Here is a 23532-nt window from a genome sequence, read left to right on the forward strand (position 1 = left end):
GGAGACATACATGCAAAATATTAATGAGAAGGTAGCGGTACTATTACCTTGCTATAATGAAGAGCAAACCATCGGAAAAGTAATTGATGATTTTAAGAAAGAATTGCCGGAAGCAACAATTTATGTGTATGATAATAATTCAAAAGATAAGACAACTGAAATTGCACTTGCGCATGGAGCTATTGTTAAGAAAGAGATGCGCCAAGGTAAAGGAAATGTTGTAAGATCAATGTTTGCTGATATTGAGGCGGACTATTACTTGATGGTTGATGGGGATGATACGTATCCAGCTGAATATTGTCATACAATTCTCGAAATACTTAGGCAAAAGGAAGCAAATATGGTGATTGGTGACCGTCTAAGTAATGGGACATACACTGAAGAAAATAAAAGAAATTTCCATGATTTTGGTAATGCTTTGGTTAGGAATACAATCAATCGAATTTTTAAAAGTAATCTTAAAGATATAATGACAGGTTATCGAGGATTTGATCGTTATTTTGTTAAGACAATGCCAGTTCTAAGTCCAGGTTTTGAGATTGAGACAGAAATGAGTATTCATGCACTGGAAAATCGTTTTTTGATTAAAGAAATCGAGATAGACTATCGTGACCGACCAGAGGGAAGTGAATCTAAACTTAACACATTAAGTGATGGCTCGAAAGTTATTATGACCATCATCAAGTTGTTCAAAAACAGCCGTCCATTTTTATTTTTCAACCTTTTGGCCACACTATTTGCAGTGATAGGTATTCTTGTTGGTATTCCTGTCATTATTGAGTTTGCTAAAATAGGGCTTGTTCTAAAATTGCCTAGTGCTATTTTAGCGACAGGATTAATTTTACTAGGGATGATGTTCTTCATTTGTGGACTAATTCTGGATACAATTGCTCATCGAAATAGGCAAATGTATTTCCTTGAACTGGTTAAATATAAAGAGCGAAATATTGAATAATAAAGGACTTGATTGGAATGCAGAATAAATTGATTTATGGGATTATACTTATGGTGTTTTCAGCTAGTTGTACGGCCATAGGACAAGCTTTTTGGAAAATGGCAGTGTCAGGTATTTATTCATGGCAGCTCTATGTGGGCTTCTTTCTGTACGGTATGGGTGCTATTTTGATGATTATTGCATTCCGATTTGGTGACCTCTCTGTACTTCATCCCTTGCTGAGTGTAGGCTATGTCTTTGCCATATTAATTGGTGTTCTATTTCTTAACGAGAAGCTTACTGCAATGCAGATTTTTGGAAATATTTTGGTGATATCAGGTGCAATCATGATGGGGTTTAGCGGCTATTTTGATAGAGAGAGGAATAGGACATCATGAGTTTTATAACTATTATTGGTATGACATTATTAGGGGCCTTAGGGGGACTTTATCTAAAAAAGATTAGCCTAGTTGGGGAGAGGAAAAAAAAGTTTGCTTATTTTGTAATAGGCGGTTGCTTTTATAGCTTAGGTGCGATTTTGAACATTATTGCCTTACGTTTATTACCGTATACTATTGTTTTTCCACTCAGTTCTATTACGTATATTTGGACATTTTTATTTTCATTTCTATTCTTATCAGAAAAAATTAATCGATTTAAAATAATCGGCTTACTGTTAATTATTGTAGGTGCGTTTTGTATTACTGGATAAAAGCAACTTAAATGAATTACTAGCTGTATGACGTCTATATTTGATTAACGCAAGATGATTAAGCTAGATATTTAGAATAAAATAAGCAGGCATTTTGTATAAACCATTTCAGATCGTGGTTATACAAAATGCCTGCTTTTTTAGTTTTAGATAAACCCTAATTTAGTTCGATTGGTATTATTTCGCTTTAGTTTTTTTATCATTTTGATGAATTTGTTGATATAAATCATCGATTAAACCAGCAACATCATCTTTAATTTCGGGGTGTTTTAAAGCAAACTGCATAGTTGTTTGAATAAAACCAAATTTATCTCCAACATCATAACGTTTACCTTCAAAATCATAAGCAAAAACGCGTTGAATTTCGTTAAGGCGATTAATTGCATCAGTTAGTTGGATTTCCCCACCAGCTCCAGGTTCTTGAGTTTCCAAAAAATCAAAAATTTGTGGTGTCAGTAGGTAACGGCCCAGTATCGCCAAGTCAGAAGGAGCATTGGAAGGGTCTGGTTTTTCAACGAATCCTTTTACGTTATATAGATCTTTACTATACTCATTTAGTGGATCAATTATACCGTAGCGATACGTCTCTTCATGGGGAACTTTTTGAACACCTATAACAGAACTATGGGTTTTTTGATATTGATTTATCAATTGTTTAGCGCATGGGGTTTTTGCTTCTACGATATCATCACCAAGCATGACAATAAATGGTTCATTGCCGACAAACCCTTTAGCTTGAAGAATAGCATCACCAAGACCTTTTGGTTTAGACTGACGTATAAAGTGCAGATTGATGTTTGTTGTTTCCTCAATCAAATGTAGCAATTCTAATTTATTTTTTTCTCGTAGATTATTTTCAAGTTCAGGTACTGAGTCAAAATGATCTTCAATGGCTCTCTTCCCTTTACCAGTAACAATCAGAATATCCTCTATTCCAGATGCAACAGCTTCTTCGACAATGTATTGAATTGTTGGTTTATCTACTATAGGTAAAATTTCTTTTGGCATTGCTTTTGTTGCGGGTAAAAATCTTGTACCTAACCCTGCAGCAGGTATAACAGCTTTTCTTACTTTCATAATGGCATTCTCCTTCTAAAATATATTCTCGGATATGTGACCATTATACGTTATAGACGATAGGCTTTACAAGTTTTTATGTAAGCAAGTGTACAAGAAGGAAAGGATGTGTACTACCCTGTAAGTAACGATTACAGAAATTTGACATGATTCCCTTTTTTTAAGCGATTGTTTCTTGACATTTAGCTATAATTGTAATAGATTGAGAATGATAAATAAAAGTGTTGAGGGAGAAATAGAATGCTCTATGAAATTGTAAAATCTGCTACAATAACAGATCCAAAGGTATCTGTGGTTATTCCTGTGTATAATGTTATAAGTTATATTGATGAGACAATTGAATCATTGCTAAATCAGACTCTGAGGGGTATTGAGATAGTTTTGGTTGATGACGGATCTTCAGATGGAAGTTTTGAAAAAATAATGGAGTACGCTTCTAAGTATGAAAATATTTGTGTTGTGAAAGAACCTAATGCAGGGCCCGGAACGGCTCGTAATAATGGACTTGTGGTTGCCCGTGGTAAATACATAAGTTTTGTCGACTCTGATGATGTTTTACCAGAGAAAGCATTGGAAATCATGTATCATGCTGCTGAAAGTGAACAAGTTGGTCTGGTAACAGGTATTTCTGTAAGTTTCAACAGTAACCGTTCGTGGTTTATTGGCGGACATTTCAAAAAAGGCGTCTTCAAAAAAGGTCACAAAACGCTTGTGAAGAACCCAGAGATGCTGTACACGCTTGGGCCATGTAATAAAATGTATCGCGCGGATGTGGTGAAAGATTTACGTTTCCCTACATCTATTAAAGTTGCGGAGGATCACCCGTTTGTATTGGAAGCTTATTTGAAATCCGGCGACATGTACACGGTGGACGAGATTATTTACAATTACCGTGCGCGTGAGGACGAGGGCGACGTGTCATTATCGCAAATCGTGAAATCAGATCCATACGTGAGTTTTAAAGATATTATCGAAAGTACGAAACTCTCAGATCCATTGTTCAAGAAATATGTGACGAACCCGATTGCGCTTGGGAAAATTCGCACGGATTACTATGACCGGATTGTGTCGGCGGATATTTGGCCGGCATATAAAGGCATCATGATGGAAGGAAATGCTGGGACGCAGGTCAAGATGTTCGATTCCTTTTATGAATTAGTCGATTCGATGGATTTGAACCTTTACAATAGCCTCGGTGTGTTGCAACGCCTGCTTACGTTTGAGACGATTAATCGCTATACGTTTATTAAGGAAAAAGCGCGTCCAAATTATCTGCGTGTGTTGAAGTTGGCTTACAGCAAGCTTGATCCAGGTTCGATGAATAAATTGCTTTCCTCGGCGTATCCGCAAGAAGTTCGCGCGGGGCAAAAAGCAGCGAATCGTAATTCGGTTCAACCAATCTATAACCGCCTAGCTGTTCGAAAAGCTGGAACGGTCATTTCCGCAGGCTACAAAAAAGTAGTTGTCGGCTCTTGGAAAAAGGTGCAAGATATAGCGCGTAATTTCTACGCACGTCGCATCGCTTTCCCAGTTTATAAACTCGGTCAAAAACAAGATAAAATTGTCTTTTTGACGAATAAGCATGATGTATTGGCGGATTCGTTCAAGGCCGTTTACGATGAAGTATTGAAGCAGAAGCCGGATTATGAAGTGGTTGGTTATTTGAAACAGCCGAAACGTTCGCTTCGTGAGCTTTTGTCGCTGTATAAAGATGTGGCAACGGCGAAATATGTCTTTTTAGATGATTATTACCGTCAAATGTATGGCTTGACGACAAGTGCTGGTACGGAAGTTATTCAACTTTGGCATGCGGCTGGTGCGTTTAAGAAATTCGGATTCAGTTCGATTGGTTATGCGGACAGTAATACGGAGAGTTTTGAGCGTGGGGCGCATAAGAATTATACGAAAGTCGTTGTGTCTTCTAGTGAAATCGTGCCGTTTTATGCCGATGCCTTCGATGTGCCTGAAAACGACGTCGTGCCTTTAGGTGTACCAAGAACGGACCGCTTTTTCAATGAGGATTATAAAGCCTTTATCAAAGCTTCGTTCTTAGGAAAATACCCACATTTGAAAGGTAAGAAAATTATCACGTACGCGCCGACTTTCCGCGGTGGGCCTGGTGAGCGCCAAAACTTTGTGATGAACTTGAACATTCGTCGTTTAGCGGAGGAACTTGGTGATGAATACGCGCTTATTTTGAAAATGCATCCATCGGTGACGCGAGGTGTGGGTGTGCCGTTTGATTTGCAGGAATTTGCATTTAACATGAGCCGTGAAGATATTAATGATGTCCTGATTAACACGGATATTTTGATTACCGATTATTCGTCGGTAGTATTCGATTTCTCAATTATGGAGAAACCGGTGCTGTTTTACGCCTATGATTTGGAGAACTATCTTGGCGAACGTAATTTTTACTACGATTATGAAGCGTTTGTTCCAGGTCCGATTGTCCGTACAAATGACGAGATTATCAGCGCTATTGAGACAAATGAATTTGATTTAGATAAAGTACGTGCCTTTAAAGAACGCTTTTTCGACGATTTGGATGGCAAGGCGGCAGAGCGGATCGTACGCGAACTCATCAAGTAAGCTCAGCCAGCGGGACGACAAATAATCATTTCCGTCGTTAAAAGCCCCGTTCCAATGCTCACGTACCTCAGTACGCTCCGCCTTGGTACTCGCTTTTGCCTAGGAACTAATCATTTGTCGTCCCGCTGAGAGTTTGGTGGTACGGGAGGTTTCTATAGGGAATCTATGTTACAATAAAGCTGTAAACATAAAAAAACAGTTAAAGGAGATTAGAGAATGATATACGCTCAAATTTTAGCTGGAGGAAAAGGTACGCGGATGGGAAATGTCAGCATGCCAAAACAATTTCTATCCTTGAATGGTAAGCCAATTATCGTACACACAGTTGAGAAATTTATTTTAAATAACCGCTTTGATAAGATTATTATTTCGTCTCCAAAAGAATGGATCAATCACGCGGAAGATAATATTAAGAAATACATTTCGGATGATCGCGTTGTTGTGATTGAAGGCGGCACGGATCGTAACGAAACAATTATGAATGGGATTCGTTATATTGAGTCGAATTTTGGCTTAACGGATGATGACGTTATTATTACCCATGACGCTGTTCGCCCGTTTTTGACGCACCGAATTATTGAAGAAAATATTGATGCGGCGCTGGAAACTGGCGCGGTGGATACGGTCATTGAAGCGATTGACACGATTGTGGAGTCGTCGAATCATGATTTTATTACGGATATTCCAGTTCGTGACCACATGTACCAAGGCCAAACGCCACAAAGTTTTAATATTAAGAAGCTATATAGCCATTATCAAGACTTGTCCGCAGATGAGAAACAAATTTTGACGGACGCTTGTAAGATTTGCTTGCTCGCAGGAGACCGTGTGAAGCTCGTGAAGGGCGAAATCTTCAATATTAAGATTACAACACCGTATGACCTAAAAGTGGCAAATGCGATCATTCAGGAGCGTATCGCCAATGATTAATCAAGTATACCGACTAGTATCGGAGCGACAATTCGAAGTTGCCAATGTGGATGAGTCTTTGAATGAAGAAGTAGTCGTTGTTCGTCCGACGTATTTATCGATTTGTGCGGCAGACCAACGCTATTATACCGGTTCTCGCGGAAAAGAAATGCTCTCGAAGAAGTTACCGATGGCGCTTATTCACGAAGGAATCGGCGAAATCGTGTATGACGCAACGAAAGAATTTAAACCAGGTACAAAAGTAGTGATGATTCCAAATACACCAATGGAGACCGATCCTGTCATCGATGAGAACTATTTGCGAACAAGCAAGTTCCGTTCGAGTGGCTATGATGGCTTGATGCAAGACTACGTGTTCATGCGTCGCGATCGTGTTGTTGTATTACCAGATGACGTCAATCCAAAAGTGGCCGCGTTCTCCGAGTTGATTTCGGTTGCTGTGCACGCGATTCTACGTTTTGATCAAAAAGCGAATGAAAACCGCGAATCGTTCGGCGTTTGGGGCGACGGAAATTTAGGATTTATCACCGCATTAATCTTGAAAAATTGGTATCCTGAAAGTAAAGTGTACATTTTTGGGAAAACACCGTATAAATTAGATTTCTTCTCGTTCGTTGACGGAGCGTTTTCGATTGATAATATTCCAGTTGATTTGGTAATCGATCAAGCCTTTGAATGTGCGGGCGGACGTGGAAGCCAATACGCTGTGAGCCAGATTATCGATTTGATCAAACCAGAAGGCACGATTTCGCTATTGGGCGTTTCTGAGTATCCGATTGAGTTCAACTCACGCATGGTGCTTGAAAAAGGCTTGACGGTTTATGGAAGCAGTCGCAGCGGCCGCGTTGATTTCGAGAAGACAGTAGAATTCTTGACAGAAAATAAACGAGCTGTAGAGTATTTGCAAAACTTAGTTGGTGAAGTACACCAAGTGAAGTGTATACAAGACGTGATTGAAGCATTCGAAGCCGATTTACGCAGTCCGTGGGGTAAGAGCGTGATGGAATGGGGAATCTAAAGTGCTGAAACAGCCCGTTTAGCCTCGACAGAAATTGTTAGGGGGCGCAGTAAAAGTCCTCTTTTGACTTTTGCGGAGGCCACGAAATTTCCGAGAGGCTGGCTGTTGAAGCCGGATTCGGAGACGCCGGAGCATGATGCAGGGCAAGGAAGGCAGTCTCACTTCATTCCACTGCATATTGCTAAACAACGCGGTCTTAACAGAGTCAGATTCGTAGGCAGTTGGGTGTGAAGCAGGGGAAGGAACGAATGCTCGCTGCGCTCACACTCATATTGCGGTTCTAATTCAGCAGAAAACGCTTCATAAGAATCGCAACAACATCAACAGTCTTTTCCAGGGTTATATCTCTTCTCCAAAGGATATAACCCTATTCTAAATGGGGTGATTAAATGAAATTTGCGATAATAATACCGTTCTACAACGCCGAGAATCGCTTGGAAACATCGGTGGAAAGTATCATTAAACAATCATACGGGTTTACCGAAAATATTCAAATCCTCCTTGTCAACGATGGTAGTACTGACAAAAGTGGGAACATTGCAGATGCATTAGTCAGAAAACATCCGAAAAATATCTATCAAATTCATATCAAAAATGGTGGGCCGGCTCGTGCGCGTAATATTGGCTTGATGCATGTCAGAAACGATATTGATTTCGTTGGCTTTTTAGATGCGGATGATGTATATTCGTTACATATGATACGTGAAATGGCTCATTTTGCGGAAACGCATCCGCAGGTCAATATGATGGTCCCACCGTTTTATTATTTAGATGATTGGGGAACTCGCAAAAAAATCGGTGCGCATAAGTTGAACACGCGATTTGAGCAGGGGAGCCGCGTCGTTAATATTTTAGAGGACTATAAGGCGATCCATTTTTATATCGGTGGAACTTTTTTGCGTTTCGATAGGCTGAAGCAATTGGCGTTTGATGAATCGCTTCATTTTGGCGAGGATCAGCTGCTGATTACGAAATTGTTGCTGGATGATGAGGCTTATGGCGTGGTTGCGAATGTTGGTTATTTTTACTATCGAGATATGAAAGAGAAGGGGTCGCTCGTGAATAAGTCGTGGCAGGATAAGTCGCGTTATCAGCCGTTTTTGGAGGCTGTTTATCAGACGTATTTGCGTGATTCGAAGGCGAAGTTTGGGGCGGTCATTCCGTATGTGCAATATTTGATTAGTTATCACGCGAAATTGTATTTTTATAAAGAGCATGTGTATTTTCGTGAGGTGCTGACGGACGAGGAGCAGACGGCTTTTGTGACTGTTTTTCAGCGAATTTTTAGTGAGATTGAGGAGCGTTATGTGTGGGAACTTGATACGGCGCAACCGGTGAAGGAAATGATGTTGTCGCTCCGCAAAAATGGCTGGCCAGTTCGATTTGAAACGGCGCCGCTTGTGGATATTCCGGCCGTTACACTACACAAAAAATGGCGTCCGAATGGGCATGCGGAACTTTTTTCTGATATCGAGGAATCGCGTGTTACTTTGCCAGAAAAGAGTTTCTTCGCCGCAAAAACATTATTTTCAACTAAAAAAGCAGTGGTCGTGAAACGGTCGGAGGACCAATTGATTTGGGACGTTGTTGTGCGACCTGCAGGAACGATTCGAACGGCTAAAATTCGCTTGAGGCCTTGGGAATTGCGCGGCAAGTGGTTTTATCAAAACGAGAATCGGAAAGTGGAGCTGGAGCATTTCCGTTTAACGGCTGAGTTGAGGCAGAGAGTAAAACGGCGACTAAAGCTAAAACGAGCGCTGAATCAATAGAGATAAGAGGGTCAACAGATGGCAAAATTAATCCAAACGGTGTATTATTTTTTATTTCGATTAGCGGGATTGCTACCGCGAAAACAGAATTTGGTCATGTTTGAGAGTTTTTCGGGTAAACAATATAGCTGTAATCCGCGAGCGATTTATGAGTATATGAAGGAGCATGAAACGGAGTATACGTTGTTATGGAGTGTGAATCCGCGTTATACGAAGCTTTTTGAGGAGTATGGTGTTCCTTATGTGGCGCGCTTTTCGGTGAAGTGGTTGTTTACGATGGGGCGGGCGAAGTACTGGATTTCGAATAGTCGTTTGCCGCTGGAATTGCCGAAGCCGAAGAAAACGGTATATGTGCAAACGTGGCACGGGACACCGCTTAAGAAGCTTGGTGTGGATATCGACGAGGTGCATATGCCTGGTCAGACGACGGCACAATATAAGGATGATTTCGTGCGGGAAGCTGCAAAATGGGATTATCTGATTTCGCCGAATGCGTATTCGAGCAAGATTTTTCGTAGTGCGTTTGGGTACGATGGGGCGATGATCGAGTCGGGATATCCGCGAAATGATTTGCTTTTTAGTCCGAACAAGGAAGCGCTCATTGCTGGGATTCGTCAAAAACTCGAGATTCCAGCTGGGAAAAAAGTGGTTTTGTACGCACCGACGTGGCGAGATAATGATTTTCATAAGGTTGGCGAATATAAATTTGATTTGAAATTCGATGTTGCAAAAATGAAGGCGCGATTCGGCGAGGATGTCGTGTTGCTTGTCCGGATGCATTATTTGGTGGCGGAGCAGTTTGACTTTGCGCAGTATGGTGATTTCATTCGGGACGCGTCGTCTTATGATGATATTCGCGATTTGTATTTGGTGAGTGATATGCTGATTACGGATTATTCTTCTGTCTTTTTTGATTATGCGAATTTGGATCGGCCGATGATTTTCTTCACGTATGATTTGGCGGAATATCGTGATACGCTACGAGGTTTTTATTTTGATTTTGAGAAAAATGCACCAGGTCCGTTAGTGGAGACAAGCGAGCAGCTGATGGATGAAATAGCAACAATATTGGAGCAACCAGCCAAGAGTAATAGCCAATTCTTCCAGCAATTTTGTGAATGGGAGGACGGGCACGCAGCGGAAAAAACTGTGAAAATCGTCTTTAAAAAGTAGGTGTCAGAAATGAAAAATGTAGCAATAAAACTTTATATGATGATGATTCGAGTGTTAGGTTTTGTGTTTGGGCGTTTCCCAGTGCAGCAAAAAGTGGTGATGTTGATTAGTTTTCCGGAGAATCCAGGAGCGATATTGCGTGAGATGGAGAAATCGCATTTTATGCCGGAAACGATTGTTTTTTATGATCCGCGTTTAAATGTGGATGGGATGGCGCGTAATTTTATGCGTTCATTGCCGAAAACGAACGGGAATCTGATTCGCTTGATGTTTCATTTGAGCACGGCAAAAGTGGTCGTGACGGATAACTATTTTCCAGAATTAGCGGCTGTGAAGTGGCGGGATTCCATGGAATGTGTACAAATTTGGCATGCGAACGGTGCGTTGAAGAAGTTTGGCTGGGAAGATAAAGCGGCGCAAAAACGCTCGGACTCGGATAAAAAACGTTTTCAAGCGGTGTATAAGACTTTTTCGAAGGTGGTTATCGGATCGTATGAGATGGGCGAGCTTTTCAAGCGTTCGTTTTTAGTGGATGATTCGCGACTGCTCAAGATGGGCGTGCCGCGGACGGATTATTATTTTGACGAGGCGACTTTAGCGCAGAATAAGCGTGCTGGGCTTGCGAAATATGCGATTCAAGATAAGAAAGTGCTTTTATACGCGCCGACTTTTCGTGATGAGGAACTGGCCGAGGCGAAGTTGCATTTGGACGTTGCTGCGATGAAGATTGCGTTTGGGAAGGAATACAAACTGTTGTTGAAATTGCACCCGTCGATGTTGGCTGATTTGCCGAAGAAGGACGACGATTTTTGTGTTTATGTGGAGAAAGAAACGGAGCTTGAGGCGCTGTTACCAATGGTGGACGTGCTGATTACGGATTATTCTTCTATTCCTTTTGAATTTGCCTTTTTCGAGAAGCCGATGATTTTCTTTGCGTATGATTTGGAGGCGTATGATGCGAGTCGAGGCTTGGCAGATGGCTATTTGGAGCAGATTCCAGGGCCGCTTTGCAAGACGACTGCGGAGGTTGTGACCGCGATACAAAATCCTGCGATGGACACAGAAGCGGTACGCGAGTTCAGTGCGCGTTGGAATAAATATTCGGACGGGGAATCGAGCAAGCGTTTTGTGGCATTTTTACAAGAGGAAATGGAGCGAGAATAGGCTGGCGAAAACGGCTTATTCTTGGTATACTAGTGACTAGGAAAGTAGGTGTTTTCATGAAAAAAGTGATTACATACGGCACATTTGACTTGCTGCATTGGGGTCATATCAAGCTACTTGAGCGTGCGAAGTCGCTAGGTGATTATTTGGTTGTCGCGATTTCGACGGATGAATTTAATCGGATTAAGCATAAAGAAGCTTATCATAGTTTTGAGCATCGCAAGCTGATTTTAGAGGCGATTCGGTATGTTGATGAGGTCATTCCCGAGAGTGACTGGGAGCAGAAGATTCAAGACGTGAAGGATCACGATATCGATATTTTTGTGATGGGTGATGATTGGAAAGGCGAATTTGATTTTCTGAAAGATTATTGCGAAGTGGTCTATTTGCCGAGAACCAATGGCATTTCGACGTCGAAAATTAAAGATGACTTAGGATGAAATAAGAGCTGCGAGAAATGGTGTCGTCAAAAACCGTTTTTCGCAGCTTTTTGTATAGAATCTTAAAACTTCCTTAAATCAGCGCAAAATCCCTTGTTAAAAAAGCCGTTTCACTATATGCTTGCTGTAGAGTAAGACGAAATGAGGAAAACAGTATGTCCATTAAATTACGATTTATGCTATCTTATATCGCGGTAATCATCTTGACGGGAGCCTTTTTGATTTCGGCTTTTTTTCTGGGTGTATGCACGCTAACAGGGGCTTCACCAGGACAATTATATAAATCAGCAACCCTTCAACGTCCGCTTTCAACGGATGAAGAAAATGCTTTTTTAGAGCTGAAAATGATGGCAAAAAGTACGCCGGATCAGTTATTAGAATATCAGAATTTTAAGCTGTTGGAGAAAAGTGATGTGCAAATCGTAGTGCGAAAAAATGATACGATTGTGTATTCTTCCTCGGATTTATCTAAGAAATCGCTGCTCGTGCATCAGCCGGATTATGAGCTAAATAACTTAAATATGCGCGGAACGATTGATAATCAAGGCGATTTGTTCCGTTATATCAAGTTTGACTATCTTTATTCAGATGGTTCGAAGGGAAGCGTGATGGTGCTTCAGCCGGAGAATTCCTATATGGAAGTGTTGCAAAAATGGGGCGCTTTGATAGTTGGTGCGATTTTGTTATTCGGCGTTTTGGTGATTGGATTGCTTAGCTATTTTGTTGCTAGAAGCGTGATTCGGCCGATTGTTCATCTCAAGGAAGGCGCGGAGAAGATTGAGGCGGGAAATCTCGATTTTGAAATGGAAGAGCCGAAAGGGAAAAATGAAATTTCGACACTGATTGCAACGTTTGAAAAAATGCGAATCAGGCTTAAAAAATCGCTAGAGGTCCAAGAACAATATGAAAACAACCGGAAAGAGCTATTATCGAATATTTCGCACGATCTAAAAACGCCAATTACGTCGATTGTAGGTTATATTGAAGGGATTCAAGATGGTGTCGCGAACACGCCGGAGAAACAGGCGAAGTATTTGGAAATCGCGCATGCGAAGGCGAAGGACATGAATGCTTTGATTGATGAATTGTTCTTATTTTCGAAGCTTGATTTGCATAAAGAACCGTTTTATTTTAGAAATGTGGATTTGAATGCATTGTTGGCACAAGTCGCCGAAGAGTCGGAATTGAGTTTTGCAAAAGCGAATTTTGAGTTGGTGATTCCTGAGGAAAAACTTGTAACGGTGGCTGATCGCGATAAATTGAAACGGGTTTTGGAGAATTTGATTCAAAATAGTATCAAGTATATGGATAAAGCGCAGGCAAATATCAGGATTCAGCTTGAAAAACGCGAAACGGATGCGATAATCACGATTCATGATAACGGTAAAGGTATTTCGGATAATGGGATGAAGGCGATTTTTGACCGATTTTACCGGGAAGAGGTGTCGCGGAATTCGACGACTGGTGGAAGTGGACTGGGCTTGTCGATTGCGAAACAGATTGTGGAAGAGCATGGCGGCGAGATTTGGGCGATAAGCAGTCTGGGTATCGGGACGAGCGTGTCTATTAAACTGAGCTTGAAAAAGAAAGAAGAGGATGAAGCGTGAAACGGATTTTATTGGTGGAAGATGAGTTGGAAATTGCGGAGTTAGAGCGTGATTATTTGGAGATTAGCGACATGGAAGTGACGATTGAGAGCAATGGTTTGAAGGGGCTGGAACGGGCGCTGGGAGAGGATTTCGACTTGATTATACTGGACATTATGTTGCCAGATATGAGTGGATTTGATATTTGTCGTGAAATTCGAGCGAAGAAGGAAGTGCCTATTTTACTCGTTTCAGCGCGGAAGGAAGATATTGACAAGGTTCGTGGGCTCGGGCTTGGCGCGGATGATTATATTACGAAACCGTTTAGTCCGAGCGAATTAGTAGCGCGTGTGAAGGCGCATTTGGCACGATATGAGCGCTTGGCAAAAAGTAATATTGGGACACAAAATGAGATTTTGCAAGTGCATGACTTGACGCTCGATTTGGATGGTCGGAAAGTTTTTGTGGCGGATCAGGAAATTATTTTTACAACGAAGGAATTTGATTTGCTCGTTTTTTTGGCGAAGCGGCCGAATCGGGTTTGGAATAAAGAGCAACTTTTTGAGCAAATATGGGGAATGCAAGCGGCGGGAGATGTGTCGACTGTTGTTGTGCATATTCGGAAAATCCGCGAGAAATTGGAGACGCATGGCGCGCATTCTGAGTCGATTGAAACGATTTGGGGCGCGGGATATCGATTTAACTTATAGGGAATGGGACGCTGGTGGGCTTGGATGTGACTACCAGCGTTTTTGTTGTTGAATTACCGATCAAAACGCTGCATGAAGAAGAAAAGTTAAATCAAGCTCCTTTAGTTCGCTTTTTTGCGTAATTTAAGCTATGATGTTTTATAAGAAAACATAGACAGGAGTATGGAGTATGACTTTATTTCCAGATGATAGTAAAACGTTACACACTGATTTGTATCAAATTAATATGATGAAGGCGTATTGGGATGATAATATGCATGAACGACGCGCTGTTTTTGAGGTTTTTTTCCGCGATATGCCGTTTGACACGGGTTTCTGCGTTTTTGCAGGGCTTGAGCGCATTATCGACTATATGGAGAATTTGCGATTTACCGACACAGATATTGCTTATTTACGCGAAGAAACGGCTTTTGAAGAGGAATTTATTGATTATCTGAAAAATTTACGGTTCACTGGGACGATTCGCTCGGTTGTGGAAGGCGAATTTGTGTTTAAAACGGAACCGATCATTCAAGTCGAGGCGAACCTTGCAGAGGCGCAATTAATCGAGACGGCACTACTTAACATTGTGAATTTCCAAACGTTAATCGCGACGAAAGCAGCGCGGATTAAAAATGTCGTGGAAGGCGAACCGCTTGCTGAATTTGGTACGAGACGCGCACAAGAAATGGATGCAGCACTTTGGGGCGCACGTGCGGCGTACATCGGTGGCTGTGATTCGACAAGTAACATTCGCGCGGGCAAAACTTTCGGGATTCCAATCTCGGGAACGATGGCGCATGCGATGGTTCAGGCTTATCGCGATGAATACGATGCTTTCAAACGCTACGCCCAGACGCATAAAGATTCGATTTTCCTTGTAGATACGTATGATACGCTGAAATCGGGCATTCCAAACGCGATTAAAGTGGCGCAAGAAATGGGCGATGACATCAATTTTATCGGCATTCGTTTGGACAGCGGAGACATGGCCTTCCTATCGAAAAAAGCGCGCCAAATGTTGGATGAAGCGGGATTCCCTGATGCGAAAATTTTTGCGTCGAGTGATTTAGATGAAACAACGATCCTCCACCTGAAAGCGCAAAAAGCGAAAATCGACGCGTGGGGCGTGGGCACGAAACTGATTACGGCATACGACCAACCAGCGCTCGGTGCGGTCTATAAATTGGTCGCAATCGCCGATGAGAACGATGTTTTACAAGACTCTATCAAACTTTCCAGCAATACCGAAAAAGTCACGACACCCGCGAAGAAAAAAGTCTATCGCATCATCACAAACGAAGATGGACCAAAAGCAGAAGGCGACTACATTTGCTTGGAAAACGAGTCATTGGAAGGCGTCGACACATTAACGATGTTCCATCCAATCCACACATACATCACAAAAGAAGTCACAAATTTCACCGCAAAAGAATTATTGGTTCCAATTTACGAAAAAGGGGAATTAGTATATCAAAGGCCAACTTTAGAACAAACGCGCCAATACAAAGAAGAAAATTTAGCCTTGCTGTGGGATGAATATCAACGGACAGTTCGACCGGAACAATACCCCGTAGATTTAAGCGTGAAATGTTGGAAAAATAAAATGCAAAATATCGAAAACGTCCGCAAAACCGTACAGAAACATTCACCGGTCAACTTTGATATTCCATTTTAAGCAAGTGAAGGGGGCAAAAGAATGAGTTTACAAAAACAGATTATTGCAGAAATGCATGTGTTACCAAAAATTGATGAAACCGCGGAAATTCGCCAAAGTGTGGAGTTTTTAAAGGCATATTTGACGAAGTATCCATTTATCAAATCGCTCGTACTTGGCATTTCTGGAGGTCAGGATTCCACACTTGCTGGGAAATTGTCACAAATGGCGATCAGCGAATTGCGCGAAGCCACGGGAGACGAGTCCTACCAATTTATCGCGGTACGCTTGCCATACGGGACGCAGTTTGACGAGGCGGATTGTCAGGACGCGCTTGACTTTATCGAGCCAGATCGCGTCGTGACCATCAATATTAAAGCGGCTGTAGATGCGAGCGCGGCGACATTGCGAGACGCGGATATCGAACTTTCTGATTTTGCGAAAGGCAACGAAAAAGCACGAGAACGGATGAAGGCGCAGTACAGCATTGCGGCGATGAATCATGGCGCCGTCGTTGGTACGGATCACTCCGCTGAGGCTGTGACAGGCTTTTACACGAAATACGGCGATGGCGGAACCGATATCAATCCACTGTTTCGCTTGAACAAACGCCAAGGCAAGGCGCTTCTCAAAACGCTCGGTTGCCCAGAACATCTCTATCTGAAAAAACCGACCGCGGATCTTGAAGAAAATAAACCAGCCTTACCCGATGAAGTCGCGCTCGGTGTCACATACGACAACATCGACGACTATCTAGAAGGCAAAAAAATCCCGACAGAAATTGCGATTCAAATCGAAAATTGGTATTTAAAAACACAACATAAGCGCCACATGGCAATCACAATCTTTGATGACTTTTGGAAAAACTAGTTTTGAGGAGGAGATGACAATGAAAATCGCATTTGGCTTAATTACAAAGTTCAAAGCGCATCCAGGAAACAGGAAAGCGCTCGTCAATATTTTGCTGGAGGCAGCGACTGGGCTTGATAAATACAACGCGTGCATCCAATATGTCGTTAGCGTGAACGAAGACGACCCCGATACGGTGATTGTGACAGAGGTTTGGACCGATTCCGGACATCACAAAGCATCGCTCGATAATGAAGAAGTAAAAGCCGTGATTGAACGCGCAAAACCACTTATCGAATCCATCGAAAAAAGCGTAAGCATGGACGTCGTCGGCGGAAAAGGACTATAGAGTCGTTTCTATAATCAAAATAAATCGGCGACAAGCGCTCGCATTCAGGATATTCGGCAGACTTCCGGTTCTCACGTACAGTCGTACGCTCCGCTTCCGGCTTCCACCGAATATCCTGAATACAAACGCTTTCGCTCGATTTTGCGAATAGCCTAATCTTCGTCTTACCTCGTAATGGGTTAGGCGTTTCTTTATGTTAGGGTTTTACTAAATGATCTTGAAAGGAGTTTACAAATGAAAAAACTACTCATCGTTTGTGCGGGTGGTGCGACGTCAAGTTTGATGGCACAAAATGTTGTCAAAGAAGCCGAGAAACAGGGCATGACCGCTGCACTTTTATTTCCCGAAGATCTCAAATACAATCGCTTCGAATCCCACCAAGATAAAGATCTCGTCGTTGTGATGGGGCCAATTGGCATGGTGACAACCTCGCGTCTTCAAGGCTACGCAAAAGTGGATGCCGTTCTCGTGTCGCCGCAAGTCAAATATCTTTTTAAAAACGCCGAAGCTATCTTGAATGAGCTTGAAATCCCGTGCGCGAATATGGACTCCCTGGCATTTGGAAGGATGCGAGGAGACATTATTTTAAAGCAAGCGCTGACATTGATAAATCCCGATTTTTACGGTTGCAAGAATGCAGGCCAGACGTTACAATAAAGAGAAGAACTTGAAACACGCGCAACTTACATAAATAAATTTTAAAGGGGTTTTGTGAAGGAATATGAAAGATTTTACAGAGCAAGAGAAAATTATCGTTCTTGATTTTGGCAGTCAGTATAACCAATTGATTACGCGTCGTATACGTGAATTTGGCGTGTACAGCGAGTTGCACCCACACACAATTACGGTGGAAGAAATGAAAGCACTGAATCCAACTGGAATTATTTTCTCCGGAGGCCCGAACAGTGTCTACGATGAAGGCGCGTTCCGTTGCGACGAAGACCTATTCGAGATGGGCGTTCCAATCCTCGGCATTTGTTACGGCATGCAGCTGATGACGAACCACTTCGCTGGAAAAGTAGAGCCCGCAAAAGACCGCGAGTACGGCAAAGCAACCATCAACGTTGAGAAACCGTCCCGCCTTTTCGCAGCACTACCGACCGAGCAAGTTGTTTGGATGAGTCACGGTGACCTAGTCGTTGCAGAACCAGCAGGCTTTGAAGTCACTGCTACGAGCGCTTCATGCCCGATTGCTGCAATCACAAACGAAGACCGCAAAATGTACGGCGTGCAATTCCATCCAGAAGTACAACACTCCGTTCACGGCAACGAATTATTAAAAAACTTCGCGTTAAACATCTGCGGCTGTAAAGGCGACTGGACGATGGAGAACTTCATTGACGTGGAAGTTGCTAAAATCCGCGAACAAGTCGGCGATAAAAAAGTCCTGCTAGCCCTTTCTGGCGGCGTGGATTCCTCTGTAGTCGGCGTCCTGATTCACAAAGCAATTGGCGATCAGCTAACATGTATTTTTGTCGATCACGGTTTGCTACGTAAAGGCGAAGCAGAACAAGTGATGGAGACGCTATACGGCGATTTCCACATGAATATTATCAAAGTCGACGCCAAAGAACGCTTCATGACAAAACTTGCCGGCATTTCCGACCCTGAGCAAAAACGTAAAACAATCGGTAACGAGTTCATCTACGTTTTCGACGACGAAGCTACAAAGTTGGACGGCGTTGAATTTCTAGCACAAGGAACACTGTACACCGATATTATCGAAAGTGGAACAGCAACGGCGCAGACAATCAAGTCTCACCATAACGTTGGTGGTTTGCCAGAAGACATGCAGTTCCAATTGATTGAGCCCCTAAACACACTATTCAAAGACGAAGTTCGCGCACTGGGACTAGAACTAGGCATGCCCGACGCAATCGTTTGGCGCCAACCATTCCCAGGACCAGGACTAGGCATCCGCGTACTAGGTGAGATTACCGAAGAGAAACTAGAAATCGTCCGCGATTCTGACTACATTTTACGCGAAGAAATTAAGAATGCCGGCTTGGACCGCGAAATTTGGCAATACTTTACGGCACTACCAAACATCCGCAGCGTAGGCGTGATGGGCGACGGCCGTACGTACGACCACACAGTTGTTATCCGCGCGGTAACTTCGATTGATGGCATGACAGCAGACTGGGCACGGATTCCATGGGAAGTGTTGGAGTTGATCTCAACGCGAATCGTGAATGAAGTAGCGCATGTGAATCGTGTTGTTTATGATATTACGAGTAAGCCGCCCGCGACCGTGGAGTGGGAATAATAATCAAAGCCCTAAAACCTCAGTAATGACAAGGTTTTAGGGCTTTTTCTATGCAGAATGATAACAGTTTGATAACAGTTTTTATTATCTTTGTATTTTTACGGATAATATTTTATCAAATTCAAGTGATGTCATTCAATAAAATAATTTTCTATATGAAAGGCTTTGTCGAAATCGGCGAGCCTTTTTTGCGTTCTTATTTTGATTTATCGAGTTTCGATTTGGTACGTTCAGCTTCCACTTTTGGATAATTGAATCTCCAATGATTATACTCTTCTAATGATATTTCCTCGTTCTTAAATTTTTCAGATTCTTGTTGCCAAGAGAGAAAAGAATCAAGAAGGGAATGAAAAGAACTTGAGTTTTTATCAAGTTGTAAGGCAATACCATCTTCACCATCGATAATTTTTAGTCCATAGGTATCCTCAATTGAAAATAAGGTATGCATCAGACCAATATAACTATCGATATTGGGAGTAGTAATCGCATTTGGACTTACATCAAGAATGTTTGATAAATCATTGATCATGTCTTCTTTAGGTGTTCTTGTTCCACTTTCATACTGTGCAATACGAATATCTGCCGTTTTTTTGTCAAAACCTAGAGCAAATCCTAATTCTTTTTGCGTCATACCTTTAAGCTTTCGAAACTTTCTTATATTATCACCAATTGCCATATTAGCCCTCCTAAACATATTTGTTAAATTGATTATAAAACAATTACAAATCAAAATCAATAAAAACTAAACAAAAAAGTTTAATTTATACTTTACTTAAACAAATATGTTTAGTTAAAGCGAGGGGAAGGAGGAATTAAATGAGTAAACCAATATTCATCAAAGCAGATGAAGTAGCAAAAGAATTAGGCGTATCTTATTCTTTTGCGTGCAAATTAATTAGAAAGTTAAACAAGGAACTAACTGAAAAAGGTTTTATCACGATTGCTGGTCGAGTGAGTAGAAAATATTATGAAGAAAAATTATATGGACAATTACAAGAAGAAGGAGGTAATTAATAATGGCAGCATTCAAAGATAAAAACGGAACATGGTTTACATCGTTTAGGTACATTAATTGGCAGGGGGAGAAGAAACAAAAAGTAAAACGCGGATTTACTACAAGAAAAGAGTCACTGGAATGGGAACGCGAATTCTTGCAAAAGAAAACAGCAGACTTAACTATGACTTTCTCAGCATTTTGGGATATTTACAAAAAAGATATGAAAAACAGAATTAGAGAGAGTACTTGGGAGACTAAATTAAATATTGTTGAGAAAAAGATATTACCATATTTCAAGAACAGAAAGATAAGCGAGATAGCACCAAAGGATATTATCCAATGGCAAAATAAGATGATTTCTTATAGGAATAAGAATGGAAAGCCTTATTCACCAGTTTATCTAAAAACACTTCATAATCAATTTAGTGCCATTTTTAATCACGCCGTGCGATTTTATGAACTAAAGTCTAACCCTGCACGTAAAGCTGGAAATATGGGAAAAGAAAAAGGCGTAGAAATGCTATTCTGGACAAAAGAAGAATACCAAAAATTTTCAGATTCAATGATGGATAAATCAATGTCATTTTATGCATTTGAAATCCTATATTGGTGTGGAATTAGGTTAGGAGAGTTACTTGCTCTTACAGAATCAGATTTTGATTTTAATAAAGGTAGGCTATCTATTTCAAAATCCTGTCAGCGGCTTAAAGGGGTAGATGTAATAACGGAGCCAAAAACTCCAAAAAGTAATCGTATCATTCAAATGCCTGAATTTTTAGGGGAGGAAATTCAAGATTACATTCAATCAATTTATAAATGTGAGCCAGATGAGCGGTTATTTCCAATAACAAAGAATTACTTGCATCATGAAATGACACGAGGTTCGAAAGAGCAAAATGTAAAACGCATTCGTATTCATGATTTAAGGCATTCGCATGTATCGCTCTTAATAGATAGTGGATTTTCAGCAGTGGCAATTGCAGATCGATTAGGTCATGAAAGCATTGATGTTACCTACCGTTATGCACATTTATTCCCGAGCAAACAAATGGAAATTGCAAACGTATTAGATAATTTAAAAGGAGAGGCTTAAAATGTCAGTCAAAACATTAGATAGACAAGGACGTTGGAGAAATAAAATAGTTGCATTTAGAATGTCTCCAGAAGAAAATGAGCATTTGAATAAGTTAGTAAAGCTGTCAGGTCTAACTAAACAAGAGTATTTGATTCATAGGATTTTAAAAGAAGAAATAACAGTAAATTATAGTCCAAGAGTATTTAAAGCGTTCAGAAATCAAATAAATGAGTTTAACGAACTATTGAAGAACGCACAATCAATTGATAAAGAAACCGCAGAGCTAATAGCCTACACAATTGACTTGCTTCAAAAATTTCGAGAAGAAGAGTGAATTTCATTCTTCTTTTTATTATCACTTAAATTTGCAAAGTAACAGAGAAGCAAGCACTGGATATGGTACCCCATATCCAAATTTCACCCGTTTCGCATTCGCGACTCGCGTTTGAAATTACTTGTTGGGGAAATCCCCAAACCCCTTATTTTTAAAATAAAATTGGAAAGGAAGAAAATAAAAGAATGGCAAATAGAAATCGAAATATAGATTTAAAGTTTAGAGTTAATGAGGAAGAAAAAGCATTTATTGAAATGAAAATGAAAGAAGCAGGGATAACAAATCGTGAAGCTTACCTAAGAAAGATGGCAATTGACGGTGCGATTATTGTTTCAAATTATGATGAAACTAAAAAGCTTACTATGGAGCTAAATAAAATTGGCACTAATATTAACCAGATTGCACGGGTAGCAAACACAGATAATAAAATTTCAAAAGAAAATATCCAAAAAATAGAGGAGATGATGCAAAAAGTATGGCGATTACAAAGATATGGTCTATCAAAAAAACGCTTGATAAAGCAATAAATTATATTCTTGATCCAATCAAATCGAAATATGTTTATAGTTACGCCTGCGCGCCCGAAACTGCCGATTTAGAGTTTGAATTAACATTAGACCAAAATAGTCGTTCAGGAGGTAGCAATAAAGCTTATCATATTATTCAATCTTTTAAGCCTGAGGAAATAAGTCCAGAACAAACACATGAAATCGGCAAACAATTACTGGAGCAACACCTGCAAGGAAAATATGAATATATACTAACGACACATATAGATAAAGAACATATTCATAATCATGTGATATTTTGCGCATCTAGCTTTGTAGATCATAAAAAATATAATGATTGCACCAAAACATATTATCAACTGAGAGAGGCGAGCGATATATTGTGTGTAGAACATGGACTTTCTGTGATTCCGCTAAACCAAAATAAAGGCAAAAGTCACTATGAATGGCAAATGGATCAGCAAGGAAACAGCTGGAAAACACAACTGAGAACTGTCATTGATATGTGTATACAAAGTAGTAGAACATTCGAAGATTTTACAAGCCAAATGCAAGAACAAGGATATGAGATTAAATATGGAAAACATATTGCTTTTCGTGCTGAAAAACAAAAACGATTCACACGAGCGATGCAACTGGGTGAAAACTATTCAGAAGGAAATATCAAATTACGTATCGTAAAAAAAGATAAGCTGCCAATCAAAAAAGCTAAGAAAATAAATCTGAAAAACGAGCCACTTAGTATTATGGTTGCTTTGGAAAATAACAAGAAAGTTATTGAGAGTAAAGGCTATGAACATTGGGCAAAGTTGCATAACCTTAAACAAAATGCCAAGACGGTAAATTTATTGAATGGGCTTGGTATTACTTCTCTTGAAGAATGGGAGCAGAAAAAAATAAGTAATCAAGAAATGATGAATGCTAACATTTCAGATATTAAGGCGATTGAAACAAAACTAGCTAATACACAATTTATTTTGAAGCAACTTGATATTTATGAAAATACAAAAGGAATATATAATTCTAGAGAAAAGCAAATGCTGAACTCCGATAAACAAGAGTCAGCTATCAGATTATATACAACTGCTGTAAAGGCGCTTAAACAAGCTAATGTAAAGCCAAGTAAGCAGATAAAACATGAGTTACATCGACAAGCACAATCTTTGCAAAATCGACGAGAAGAATTATACGAAAAACATAAGGCGTGCAAGAAAGTTCAAAAACAAGATCGAACTATCGAACAAAATTTGATGCAAATATTTAAGTTAAATCATACAAAGAATGCAGATATAGAACACTAAAGTAACTGAGCTAACGCCTTCCACTTCGTTTCAGTTGTTCCCATAACAAAACCGAAATAGTTGTGCCAACTGTTTCGATTTTGTTATGTTTCGATTTAAACAGGTGATAAA

At 40.7% G+C, this 23532-nt stretch carries 24 protein-coding genes; 22 read left to right on the plus strand and 2 right to left on the minus strand.

Annotated elements, in window-relative coordinates; translation table 11 throughout:
• Nucleotides 1–10: 10 nt before the first annotated feature.
• From DUK53_RS09710 to DUK53_RS09720, 3 genes are read left to right on the plus strand one after another with little or no spacing between them, the layout of a single operon-like run.
• Entirely contained in the window at nucleotides 11–955 is a 945-nt protein-coding gene (locus tag DUK53_RS09710; protein ID WP_036133531.1) for a glycosyltransferase family 2 protein, read from the plus strand.
• 17 nt (nucleotides 956–972) lie between these two features.
• The gene (locus DUK53_RS09715; protein ID WP_052165082.1) at nucleotides 973–1332 is read left to right on the plus strand and encodes an EamA family transporter; all 360 of its coding nucleotides are present in this window, start codon (nucleotides 973–975) and stop codon (nucleotides 1330–1332) included.
• Nucleotides 1329–1646 carry an EamA family transporter gene (locus tag DUK53_RS09720; protein ID WP_036133534.1) on the plus strand — a complete coding sequence of 106 codons (318 nt, stop codon included), beginning with the start codon at nucleotides 1329–1331 and terminating at the stop codon, nucleotides 1644–1646. Before DUK53_RS09715 ends, DUK53_RS09720 begins: the two co-directional genes overlap by 4 nt.
• Nucleotides 1647–1823: 177 nt before the next feature.
• Here DUK53_RS09720 and galU read toward each other — a convergent pair whose 3' ends face one another.
• A complete protein-coding gene (gene galU / locus DUK53_RS09725) occupies nucleotides 1824–2723 on the minus strand; it encodes a UTP--glucose-1-phosphate uridylyltransferase GalU (RefSeq protein ID WP_036133536.1) in 900 nt (299 codons plus the stop codon).
• A gap of 240 nt (nucleotides 2724–2963) precedes the next feature.
• Between galU and DUK53_RS09730 the strand changes: the two genes are divergently transcribed.
• The 14 genes from DUK53_RS09730 (at nucleotide 2964) to guaA (ending at nucleotide 19205) form a co-directional block, all read left to right on the plus strand.
• Nucleotides 2964–5315, plus strand: coding sequence for a bifunctional glycosyltransferase/CDP-glycerol:glycerophosphate glycerophosphotransferase (locus DUK53_RS09730; protein WP_036133538.1), 2352 nt, complete (start codon nucleotides 2964–2966; stop codon nucleotides 5313–5315).
• A gap of 216 nt (nucleotides 5316–5531) precedes the next feature.
• Nucleotides 5532–6245, plus strand: a complete 714-nt coding sequence (locus DUK53_RS09735) for an IspD/TarI family cytidylyltransferase (RefSeq protein ID WP_036092674.1) — start codon at nucleotides 5532–5534, stop codon at nucleotides 6243–6245.
• Entirely contained in the window at nucleotides 6238–7263 is a 1026-nt protein-coding gene (locus tag DUK53_RS09740) for a ribitol-5-phosphate dehydrogenase (RefSeq protein ID WP_036092668.1), read from the plus strand. The genes DUK53_RS09735 and DUK53_RS09740 overlap by 8 nt, the downstream gene beginning before the upstream one ends.
• Before the next feature lie 389 nt (nucleotides 7264–7652).
• Nucleotides 7653–9032 carry a glycosyltransferase family A protein gene (locus DUK53_RS09745; protein WP_036092657.1) on the plus strand — a complete coding sequence of 460 codons (1380 nt, stop codon included), beginning with the start codon at nucleotides 7653–7655 and terminating at the stop codon, nucleotides 9030–9032.
• Between the two features lie 18 nt (nucleotides 9033–9050).
• Entirely contained in the window at nucleotides 9051–10205 is a 1155-nt protein-coding gene (locus tag DUK53_RS09750; RefSeq protein ID WP_036133541.1) for a CDP-glycerol glycerophosphotransferase family protein, read from the plus strand.
• 9 nt (nucleotides 10206–10214) lie between these two features.
• Complete coding sequence (locus tag DUK53_RS09755; RefSeq protein WP_036092653.1) at nucleotides 10215–11369, plus strand: CDP-glycerol glycerophosphotransferase family protein; 1155 nt, start codon at nucleotides 10215–10217, stop codon at nucleotides 11367–11369.
• Nucleotides 11370–11425: 56 nt separating this feature from the next.
• On the plus strand, nucleotides 11426–11809 hold the full coding sequence (gene tagD, locus DUK53_RS09760; protein ID WP_036092650.1) for a glycerol-3-phosphate cytidylyltransferase: 384 nt from the start codon (nucleotides 11426–11428) through the stop codon (nucleotides 11807–11809).
• 155 nt (nucleotides 11810–11964) lie between these two features.
• The gene (locus DUK53_RS09765) at nucleotides 11965–13416 is read left to right on the plus strand and encodes a sensor histidine kinase (protein WP_036092646.1); all 1452 of its coding nucleotides are present in this window, start codon (nucleotides 11965–11967) and stop codon (nucleotides 13414–13416) included.
• Entirely contained in the window at nucleotides 13413–14105 is a 693-nt protein-coding gene (locus DUK53_RS09770; RefSeq protein WP_036092644.1) for a response regulator transcription factor, read from the plus strand. Before DUK53_RS09765 ends, DUK53_RS09770 begins: the two co-directional genes overlap by 4 nt.
• A gap of 169 nt (nucleotides 14106–14274) precedes the next feature.
• On the plus strand, nucleotides 14275–15762 hold the full coding sequence (locus DUK53_RS09775; RefSeq protein ID WP_036092641.1) for a nicotinate phosphoribosyltransferase: 1488 nt from the start codon (nucleotides 14275–14277) through the stop codon (nucleotides 15760–15762).
• Nucleotides 15763–15783: 21 nt separating this feature from the next.
• Complete coding sequence (gene nadE, locus DUK53_RS09780; RefSeq protein WP_036092638.1) at nucleotides 15784–16611, plus strand: ammonia-dependent NAD(+) synthetase; 828 nt, start codon at nucleotides 15784–15786, stop codon at nucleotides 16609–16611.
• 19 nt (nucleotides 16612–16630) lie between these two features.
• A complete protein-coding gene (locus tag DUK53_RS09785) occupies nucleotides 16631–16939 on the plus strand; it encodes a putative quinol monooxygenase (protein WP_036092636.1) in 309 nt (102 codons plus the stop codon).
• 234 nt (nucleotides 16940–17173) lie between these two features.
• Nucleotides 17174–17596 (plus strand): PTS sugar transporter subunit IIB, encoded by a 423-nt coding sequence (locus DUK53_RS09790; RefSeq protein WP_052165083.1) that lies wholly within the window; start codon nucleotides 17174–17176, stop codon nucleotides 17594–17596.
• A 64-nt stretch (nucleotides 17597–17660) separates the two neighbouring features.
• Nucleotides 17661–19205 (plus strand): glutamine-hydrolyzing GMP synthase, encoded by a 1545-nt coding sequence (guaA, locus tag DUK53_RS09795; RefSeq protein WP_036092633.1) that lies wholly within the window; start codon nucleotides 17661–17663, stop codon nucleotides 19203–19205.
• A 196-nt stretch (nucleotides 19206–19401) separates the two neighbouring features.
• Here the strand turns inward: guaA and DUK53_RS09800 are convergent, their stop codons facing one another.
• On the minus strand, nucleotides 19402–19881 hold the full coding sequence (locus DUK53_RS09800; RefSeq protein ID WP_036133543.1) for a helix-turn-helix domain-containing protein: 480 nt from the start codon (nucleotides 19879–19881) through the stop codon (nucleotides 19402–19404).
• Nucleotides 19882–20021: 140 nt separating this feature from the next.
• On the opposite strand from DUK53_RS09800, the gene DUK53_RS09805 reads away from it, so the two are divergent.
• From DUK53_RS09805 to DUK53_RS09825, 5 genes are all read left to right on the plus strand, one after another.
• Entirely contained in the window at nucleotides 20022–20219 is a 198-nt protein-coding gene (locus DUK53_RS09805) for a hypothetical protein (RefSeq protein WP_036133546.1), read from the plus strand.
• Nucleotides 20220–20221: 2 nt separating this feature from the next.
• Nucleotides 20222–21295 (plus strand): site-specific integrase, encoded by a 1074-nt coding sequence (locus DUK53_RS09810; protein ID WP_036133549.1) that lies wholly within the window; start codon nucleotides 20222–20224, stop codon nucleotides 21293–21295.
• Nucleotide 21296: 1 nt separating this feature from the next.
• Nucleotides 21297–21611: a plasmid mobilization protein gene (locus DUK53_RS09815; RefSeq protein WP_036133552.1), complete on the plus strand. Its 315-nt coding sequence runs from the start codon at nucleotides 21297–21299 to the stop codon at nucleotides 21609–21611.
• Nucleotides 21612–21796: 185 nt separating this feature from the next.
• Nucleotides 21797–22138 (plus strand): plasmid mobilization protein, encoded by a 342-nt coding sequence (locus tag DUK53_RS09820; RefSeq protein ID WP_036133555.1) that lies wholly within the window; start codon nucleotides 21797–21799, stop codon nucleotides 22136–22138.
• Nucleotides 22087–23421: a relaxase/mobilization nuclease domain-containing protein gene (locus DUK53_RS09825; RefSeq protein WP_036133557.1), complete on the plus strand. Its 1335-nt coding sequence runs from the start codon at nucleotides 22087–22089 to the stop codon at nucleotides 23419–23421. The genes DUK53_RS09820 and DUK53_RS09825 overlap by 52 nt, the downstream gene beginning before the upstream one ends.
• The last annotated feature ends 111 nt before the right edge of the window (nucleotides 23422–23532 follow it).

This window comes from Listeria sp. SHR_NRA_18 (genome assembly GCF_003856515.1).
Classification (GTDB): domain Bacteria; phylum Bacillota; class Bacilli; order Lactobacillales; family Listeriaceae; genus Listeria_A; species Listeria_A newyorkensis.

Coding starts and splice junctions, on each gene's coding strand:
- DUK53_RS09710 (WP_036133531.1), top strand. CDS start 11: ATGCAAAATATTAATGAGAAGGTAGCGGTACTATTACCTTGCTATAAT.
- DUK53_RS09715 (WP_052165082.1), top strand. CDS start 973: ATGCAGAATAAATTGATTTATGGGATTATACTTATGGTGTTTTCAGCT.
- DUK53_RS09720 (WP_036133534.1), top strand. CDS start 1,329: ATGAGTTTTATAACTATTATTGGTATGACATTATTAGGGGCCTTAGGG.
- galU (WP_036133536.1), bottom strand. CDS start 2,723: ATGAAAGTAAGAAAAGCTGTTATACCTGCTGCAGGGTTAGGTACAAGA.
- DUK53_RS09730 (WP_036133538.1), top strand. CDS start 2,964: ATGCTCTATGAAATTGTAAAATCTGCTACAATAACAGATCCAAAGGTA.
- DUK53_RS09735 (WP_036092674.1), top strand. CDS start 5,532: ATGATATACGCTCAAATTTTAGCTGGAGGAAAAGGTACGCGGATGGGA.
- DUK53_RS09740 (WP_036092668.1), top strand. CDS start 6,238: ATGATTAATCAAGTATACCGACTAGTATCGGAGCGACAATTCGAAGTT.
- DUK53_RS09745 (WP_036092657.1), top strand. CDS start 7,653: ATGAAATTTGCGATAATAATACCGTTCTACAACGCCGAGAATCGCTTG.
- DUK53_RS09750 (WP_036133541.1), top strand. CDS start 9,051: ATGGCAAAATTAATCCAAACGGTGTATTATTTTTTATTTCGATTAGCG.
- DUK53_RS09755 (WP_036092653.1), top strand. CDS start 10,215: ATGAAAAATGTAGCAATAAAACTTTATATGATGATGATTCGAGTGTTA.
- tagD (WP_036092650.1), top strand. CDS start 11,426: ATGAAAAAAGTGATTACATACGGCACATTTGACTTGCTGCATTGGGGT.
- DUK53_RS09765 (WP_036092646.1), top strand. CDS start 11,965: ATGTCCATTAAATTACGATTTATGCTATCTTATATCGCGGTAATCATC.
- DUK53_RS09775 (WP_036092641.1), top strand. CDS start 14,275: ATGACTTTATTTCCAGATGATAGTAAAACGTTACACACTGATTTGTAT.
- nadE (WP_036092638.1), top strand. CDS start 15,784: ATGAGTTTACAAAAACAGATTATTGCAGAAATGCATGTGTTACCAAAA.
- DUK53_RS09785 (WP_036092636.1), top strand. CDS start 16,631: ATGAAAATCGCATTTGGCTTAATTACAAAGTTCAAAGCGCATCCAGGA.
- DUK53_RS09790 (WP_052165083.1), top strand. CDS start 17,174: ATGAAAAAACTACTCATCGTTTGTGCGGGTGGTGCGACGTCAAGTTTG.
- guaA (WP_036092633.1), top strand. CDS start 17,661: ATGAAAGATTTTACAGAGCAAGAGAAAATTATCGTTCTTGATTTTGGC.
- DUK53_RS09800 (WP_036133543.1), bottom strand. CDS start 19,881: ATGGCAATTGGTGATAATATAAGAAAGTTTCGAAAGCTTAAAGGTATG.
- DUK53_RS09805 (WP_036133546.1), top strand. CDS start 20,022: ATGAGTAAACCAATATTCATCAAAGCAGATGAAGTAGCAAAAGAATTA.
- DUK53_RS09810 (WP_036133549.1), top strand. CDS start 20,222: ATGGCAGCATTCAAAGATAAAAACGGAACATGGTTTACATCGTTTAGG.
- DUK53_RS09815 (WP_036133552.1), top strand. CDS start 21,297: ATGTCAGTCAAAACATTAGATAGACAAGGACGTTGGAGAAATAAAATA.
- DUK53_RS09820 (WP_036133555.1), top strand. CDS start 21,797: ATGGCAAATAGAAATCGAAATATAGATTTAAAGTTTAGAGTTAATGAG.
- DUK53_RS09825 (WP_036133557.1), top strand. CDS start 22,087: ATGGCGATTACAAAGATATGGTCTATCAAAAAAACGCTTGATAAAGCA.